At 70.7% G+C, this 6,179-nt stretch carries 9 protein-coding genes; 4 read left to right on the plus strand and 5 right to left on the minus strand.

Annotated elements, in window-relative coordinates:
- Positions 1 to 53 precede the first annotated feature (53 nt).
- Positions 54 to 884, plus strand: a complete 831-nt coding sequence (locus VGD44_RS22705) for a CoA ester lyase (protein WP_331090668.1) — start codon at positions 54 to 56, stop codon at positions 882 to 884.
- On the plus strand, positions 881 to 1,501 hold the full coding sequence (locus VGD44_RS22710; RefSeq protein ID WP_331090660.1) for a hypothetical protein: 621 nt from the start codon (positions 881 to 883) through the stop codon (positions 1,499 to 1,501). The genes VGD44_RS22705 and VGD44_RS22710 overlap by 4 nt, the downstream gene beginning before the upstream one ends.
- Here VGD44_RS22710 and VGD44_RS22715 read toward each other — a convergent pair.
- Positions 1,498 to 1,938, minus strand: coding sequence for an HIT domain-containing protein (locus VGD44_RS22715; protein ID WP_331090661.1), 441 nt, complete (start codon positions 1,936 to 1,938; stop codon positions 1,498 to 1,500). The genes VGD44_RS22710 and VGD44_RS22715 overlap by 4 nt on opposite strands.
- Positions 1,939 to 1,997: 59 nt before the next feature.
- On the opposite strand from VGD44_RS22715, the gene VGD44_RS22720 reads away from it, so the two are divergent.
- On the plus strand, positions 1,998 to 2,984 hold the full coding sequence (locus VGD44_RS22720) for a malate dehydrogenase (RefSeq protein ID WP_331090662.1): 987 nt from the start codon (positions 1,998 to 2,000) through the stop codon (positions 2,982 to 2,984).
- A 136-nt stretch (positions 2,985 to 3,120) separates the two neighbouring features.
- Here VGD44_RS22720 and VGD44_RS22725 read toward each other — a convergent pair whose 3' ends face one another.
- Positions 3,121 to 3,732, minus strand: a complete 612-nt coding sequence (locus VGD44_RS22725; RefSeq protein ID WP_331090663.1) for a glutathione binding-like protein — start codon at positions 3,730 to 3,732, stop codon at positions 3,121 to 3,123.
- 76 nt (positions 3,733 to 3,808) lie between these two features.
- On the opposite strand from VGD44_RS22725, the gene VGD44_RS22730 reads away from it, so the two are divergent.
- Positions 3,809 to 4,435: a TetR/AcrR family transcriptional regulator gene (locus VGD44_RS22730; RefSeq protein WP_331090664.1), complete on the plus strand. Its 627-nt coding sequence runs from the start codon at positions 3,809 to 3,811 to the stop codon at positions 4,433 to 4,435.
- On the opposite strand, the gene VGD44_RS22735 is transcribed toward VGD44_RS22730, so the two are convergent.
- From VGD44_RS22735 to VGD44_RS22745, 3 genes are read right to left on the minus strand one after another with little or no spacing between them, the layout of a single operon-like run.
- Positions 4,432 to 5,088 (minus strand): glutathione S-transferase family protein, encoded by a 657-nt coding sequence (locus VGD44_RS22735; RefSeq protein WP_331090665.1) that lies wholly within the window; start codon positions 5,086 to 5,088, stop codon positions 4,432 to 4,434. The two genes, VGD44_RS22730 and VGD44_RS22735, sit on opposite strands and share 4 nt — an antisense overlap.
- Before the next feature lie 10 nt (positions 5,089 to 5,098).
- On the minus strand, positions 5,099 to 5,572 hold the full coding sequence (locus VGD44_RS22740; RefSeq protein WP_331090666.1) for an SRPBCC family protein: 474 nt from the start codon (positions 5,570 to 5,572) through the stop codon (positions 5,099 to 5,101).
- The gene (locus VGD44_RS22745) at positions 5,569 to 5,892 is read right to left on the minus strand and encodes a metalloregulator ArsR/SmtB family transcription factor (RefSeq protein WP_331090667.1); all 324 of its coding nucleotides are present in this window, start codon (positions 5,890 to 5,892) and stop codon (positions 5,569 to 5,571) included. The genes VGD44_RS22740 and VGD44_RS22745 overlap by 4 nt, the downstream gene beginning before the upstream one ends.
- Positions 5,893 to 6,179: the final 287 nt, after the last annotated feature.

Raw genomic sequence — 6,179 nt, forward strand, 5'->3', positions numbered from 1 at the left:
GAGGTCGACGGGTCGTGACCGCGGACTTCCGTCCCCGCCGCTCGGTGCTCTACATGCCGTCGTCCAACGAGCGCGCTCTGGAGAAGGCGAAGTCGATCCCGTGCGACGCGCTGATCCTCGACCTCGAGGACGCCGTGGCGCCGGACGCCAAGGCCGAGGCCCGGGCGGGCGCGGTCGCGGCCGTGCAGGCCGGCGGTTTCGGCGGCCGCGAGGTCGTGATCCGGGTGAACGGGCTCGACACCCCCTGGGGCGCCGACGACCTGGCCGCCGCGGCGGCCGCGAGACCCGACGCGGTGCTGGTCCCCAAGGTCTCGACGCCCGAGGACCTGTCGGCGGCGCGCACCCGGCTGGGCGACCACCTGCCGATCTGGGCGATGATCGAGACCTGCGCGGCCATGTTCCGCCTGGACGACCTGGGCGCGGAATCGGTCAACGTAGGCGTCGAGACCTGGGTGATCGGCTCGAACGACCTGGCCAAGGAGATGCGCTGCCCGCTGACCGTCGACCGCGAGCCGCTCATGACCGCGCTGTCGCTGAGCCTGATGGCCGCCCGCGCGCACCGGCTGGCCATCATCGACGGCGTGTTCAACGAGATCGCGGACGAGGCGGGGCTGGCGCGCCAGTGCGCCCAGGCCGCCGCCTTCGGCTTCGACGGCAAGAGCCTGATCCATCCCAGCCAGGTCCTCACGGCCAACGCCGCGTTTACCCCCGATGCATCCGCCGTCGCCTGGGCGCGTACCGTCGTCGACGCCTTCGAGCGGCCGGAGAACGCCGGCCGGGGCGTTCTGAAGGTGGAAGGACGCATGGTCGAGCGGCTGCATTTCGCGGAGGCCCGGCGCCTCATCGGGGTGGCCGAGGCCATCGCCGCGCGGGAGCCGGCATGACGCGCGCGGCGGCCCTGATCGCGACCGCTGTGCTGGCGCTGGCCGCCGCGCCCGCGCTCGCCCAGCCGCCGCCCGACGACCCGATCGACGCGCTGCTGCGCCAGAAGCCGGTCGAGACCGAGGAGCCGGACGTCGCCGCGCCGGACCCCGTCGAACGCAACCCCCTGCCCGCCCAGCCCCAGCCCTACGTCCCCGCGCGCCCGTTCCTCACCGAGCCGGTCTTCCTCGACCAGGTGGGCAAGTCACCCGACGGGCCGCCGAGCCCTGCGGACCAGGCCTATGAGGCGCGGGTGCGCTCGTCCGCAGCGGCGGTGCGCAGCTTCCAGGGGCCGATGGAGGGCGGCTGGACCCTGTTGATCGGCGGACGCGACGCCTTTGCCCTGCAGCTGATCGACCGCGGCGGCTGGGTCGACGGCGCCTGGCGCGACCTGCGCCGGCCCGGCGCCCGGGACGCGTCTGGCTTCATCGAGGAGGTGCGGCGCGCGGGCGGCGACCTGACGTTCCGCTTCGCCGAGGGGATCGTCGCCGTGCTGCGCCCGTCCCAGGGCCGCTGGACCGGCCAACTCACCGAGGGCGGCAAGAGCGAGGCCGCGACGATGGTGCGGCGGACGCCCTAGAGGGCCAGCGCGCGCTTCGCCGCCGCGATCGCCCGCTCGAGCGCCTCGTCGCTGTAGGGCTCGGCGGCTCCTGCGCCCCACACGGGGCCCGGCCACGCCGGGTCGTCCGCGCGGCGTCCGACCACGTGCACGTGCAGCTGCGGCGTGACGTTCCCGAGCTGGCCGACGTTCAGCTTGGCGACCTGGCGGCCCAGCACCTCGCCTACCGCCCGCACCGCTGCGCCGGCCTGGACGACCTCCTGCATCAGCGCCCCGCGGTCGGCGCCCGACAGGTCCTCGAGCTCGACGGCGCTCACGATCCGCGGGATCAGAACCACCCACGGAAACCGCGCGTCGGCCTGCAGCCGCACGTGGCAGAGCGCCAGGTCGCCCAGCGTCCGCGAGGTCTCGGGAAAGGCCGGATGCAGCTCGAACATCACGAGTAGCGGGTGCGGCATTGCAGCATGGCCGTCAACGGGCTAGAGCCCCCGCGACATCACATCAAGGAGCAGGTCACATGGCGAAGAAGCCCATCCGCGTGGCGGTCACCGGCGCGGCCGGCAACATCGGCTATGCGCTGCTGTTCCGGATCGCCTCGGGCGAGATGCTGGGCAAGGACCAGCCGGTCATCCTGCAGCTGCTGGAGATCCCGGTCGAAGGCCCGCAGAAGGCGCTGAAGGGCGTCGCGATGGAGTTGGAAGACTGCGCCTTCCCGCTGCTGCAGGACATGGTGCTGACCGGCGACCCGGACGTGGGCTTCAAGGACGCCAACTGGTGCGTGCTGGTGGGCTCCAAGCCCCGCGGCCCCGGCATGGAGCGCGCCGACCTGCTCAAGGACAACGGCAAGATCTTCATCGCCCAGGGCAAGTCGATCGACAAGGTCGCCGCCGACGACGCCCGCATCGCCGTGGTCGGCAACCCCTGCAACACCAACTGCATGATCGCCGCCAGCCAGGCCAAGCGCCTGACGCCCGACCGCTTCACGGCCATGGTGCGACTGGACGAGAACCGCGGCCGCAACCAACTGGCCAAGAAGGCGGGCGTCGCGGTGACCGACGTCTCCGAGCTGTTCATCTACGGCAACCATAGCCCGACCATGTTCGCCGACTTCACCCACGCCAAGATCGGCGGCAAGGCGGTGACCGACGTGATCACCGACCGCGCCTGGCTGGAGAACGACTACCTGCCGGCGGTGGGCAAGCGCGGCGCGGCCATCATCGACGCCCGCGGCGCGAGCTCGGCGGCCTCGGCGGCCGGCGCGCTGGTCGACCACGTCCGCGACCTGACGACGCCGGGCGCGATCCACTCGGTGGCGATCCCCAGCGAGGGCCGCTACGGCTTCTCGGAAGGCGTGTGGGCCGGCATGCCGGTGAAGACCACCACGCCGGGTTCGTACGAGGTCATCACCTCGTACGAGATGGACGACTTCGCCAAGTCGAAGATCAAGATCACCAACGACGAGCTCGTCGGCGAGCGCGACACGGTGAAGGAAATGCTGGGCTAGGCGCCCAGGAGCGCCGCCGGCGCTCAGATGAAACCGCGGAAAACGCAGAAAGGCGCGAAAGAGTCAGCGGCTCCTCCGGCTTTCTGCGTCCTTCCGCGTTTCTGCGGTTTGAATCTCGGGCGCTTCGCGCCTTCTCCTAGGCCGGCTGGAATAGGGCGAACTCTTCGGCGGCCGCCTTCTGCACCGCCGGGCGGGTCATCAGGCGGGCCTGGTAGGCCTGGATGGCCGGGTAGATGCTGAAGTCGAGCTTCACGGCCTGGTTCCAGTTGAGCACCGCGGCCAGGTAGGCGTCGGCGACGCTGAAGTCGTCGAGCAGCCAGTCGCGGCCGGTGAGGTGCGCGTTGAGGTAGGCCAGCCGCTCGGCCGCCTGCTCCTTGGCCTTGGCCTTCCCCTCGGCCGGCCACGTCGGCGACAGCAACGGCGTGAACACCGTCTTGTGCAGCTCGGAGCCGATGAAGCTCAGCCACTGTTGCAGCTGGTAGCGGGCGAAGCCCGTGGGCGCGAGCTTCGACTCCGGCCGCTGGTCGGCCAGGTACTGCAGGATGGCAGCGTTCTCGGTCAGCACCGCGCCGTCGTCGGTGCGCAGCGCCGGGACCAGGCCCTTCGGGTTGATCTTGCGGTAGTCCTCGCCCGAGGCGGTCTTGCCCGCCTTGGTGTCGACGCGCTGGAACTGGGCCTCCTGGCCGCTCTCGTACAGCGTGATCCGGCTGGCCAGCGAGCAGGCGAGCGGCGAGAAATAGACGTCCATTGGGAGAAGCCTCCTGGATCGGTTGATATTCATACCGTTCCGCACAAAATAGCGGCGGTCAAGGATTCTTTGCGAGATGGTACAGAAAGAGGCTGGGGCTGAGCGGCGGCCGCGGGGGCGGCCCCGGTCGTTCGATCCGGACGAAGTGCTGGACAAGGCTCGGGCCGTGTTCTGGAACCTGGGCTATGCGGCGACGTCGCTGGACGACCTGGCAGCGGCCACCGGCCTGAACCGGCCCAGCCTCTACGCCGCCTTCGGCGACAAGCACGCGCTGTACCTGGCCGCCCTGGCGCGCTCTGCGAAGGAGGCCACCACGGCGCTGGGCGCGGCGCTCGCCACCGAGCTGCCCCTGCGCGTGGTGCTGCAGGCGATCTTCGACCGCACAGTGGAGATCTACCGCCGCGGCGAGGAGGGCCAGCGCGGCTGCTTCCTGATCGGCACCGCGGTGACCCAGGCGGTGGACGATCCCGAGGCCCGCGCGCTGCTCGGCGCCTATGTGGCCGAGACGGACCGGTTGTTCCGGGAGAGGTTTGAGCGGGACCGCGCTACGCTAGCGGCCGGGGTGTCGCCCGCCGGCGCGGGCGCCATGGCGAGCGGGGTGTTCCACACCCTGGCGGTCCGGGCCCGGACCGGGGCCGGCGAGGCCGAACTGAAGGCGATCGGCCTCGCCGCCACGGACATGATCTGCGGGCCGAAGCCCTAGGCGGCCGCCGGCGCGAACTCGGCCATTATGCGCGGCATCGCGGTGCGCTGGACGCTGGGGCGCTCGGCCATGCGGTCGAGCCACGCGAGCAGCGGGGAGCCGGCCATGAGCTCGCCGCCCTCGGGCGTGCCCGGGATCATGTCGAGATGGGCGACGGCCGCGAGGTCGGCCAGGCTCACCTGGTCGCCCGCGAAGTAGGGCTGCGCGCCCAGCAAGTCCTCCAGCGCCTTGATGCAGACGCGCCCGGGCTCGACGGCCGCCTTCACCGCTTCCTCGTTGACCGGGATGCCGAAGATCGGCGCCACGACCCGGTTGAAGCCGATGCCCGAGGTGAGCGAGGGCATCACGTACCAGTCGACGATGTTCATCACCTGGCTCATGCGGCCGAGCTGCTTCGGGTCGGCGGGGGTGAGCGCGGGACCGTCGAACGCGGCGTCGATGTAGCGGACGATGGCCTGGGCCTCATAGAGCCAGTAGCCATCGTGCTCGATGGCCGGGATGCGGCCGAACGGGTGGCGGGCCAGGTGTTCCGGTTGCTTGTGCTGGCCGGGCGTCAGGGCCTGGAGGCGCCACGGGACGCCCTTCTCCTCGCAGGCCAACATCGGCTGGCGTACGTACGGGCTGCCGGGGATACCGTGGATCACAATCGTCATCGTCGCCTCCTCAGGCTTCCAGGACTTGCTTGAATTTCGCCAGGATCGCGCCCCAGCCGTTCGGGCTGTCGACGCGGGCCCGGGCCGTCTCGCCGTCGGCGCCCATGCGCTCGAAACCGCGATGCTCGAAGTCGACCCGCGTCTGGCCGTCGCCCAGCGGCGTGAACCGGACCTCGACCTCGGTGAGCAGGTCGGGATCGTATCCCCAGGTGGGGTTCAGCCGCCAGGCCAGCAGCAGGCGTTCGGGCGGCTCCCAGGCCAGGACATCGCCCCACGCGCATTCCGACCCGTCGACTCCGATCTCGTACCAGCGTCCGCCGGTCCTGGGCTCGATGACCGCCTTGGCCAGATCGGACTTGCCGATGTGGTGGGTGCGCGGCCACCAGCGGTCGAGGCCCTCGGTGAAGACCCGGAACGCCGTCTCGGGGGAGGCCCGCACGGTCAGCGTCTTGCGCACCGGGGCCGGCTTGATCGTCTGGCTCACTTGCTGTCGTCCCCCTCGCGTTCCTGCCGTTCCGCCTCTTCGGCGAAGGCGCTCAGCGCCACGTCCCAGAACCGGTCGAGCCAGCCGCGGAGCTGGCCCAGCCCCTGCGGGTCGATCTGGTAGACGCGCCGCGTCCCGTCCGCCCGGTCCGTCACCAGCCCGGCCTCCTTCAGCACCTTGAGGTGCTGGCTGACCGCCGGCCGGCTGACCGGCAGGCCCCGCGCCAGCTCGCCCACCGCCCGCGGGCCGTCGGCCAGGCGTTCGAACACCTCGCGGCGGGTCGGGTCGGATAGCGCGGCGAAAGCCTTTGCGTTAGCCATGACTTACCGTAAGTCGTCACTAACGTATGAGTCAAGCACGCCACGCGAGCGGTCGGGTTGAATACCCGCGTTCGGCGATTCACCTGGAAGGGGAATCCAATAGCAATGGTTAATTTCCCCTAGCAAAGCTTAACGAGCCGCCATGCAACGCACGCGCGGCGGGGGCAAATGGGGAGGGCGAGATGCGCCTTATCGGGACTTTGCTTTGCACGGCGGCCATCGCGGCGTTCGCGACCTCGGCCAACGCCGTGATGCTGTACCAGAACAATTTCGACGGGAACGAAAGC

The organism is Phenylobacterium sp. (assembly GCF_036402295.1).
Classification (GTDB): domain Bacteria; phylum Pseudomonadota; class Alphaproteobacteria; order Caulobacterales; family Caulobacteraceae; genus Phenylobacterium.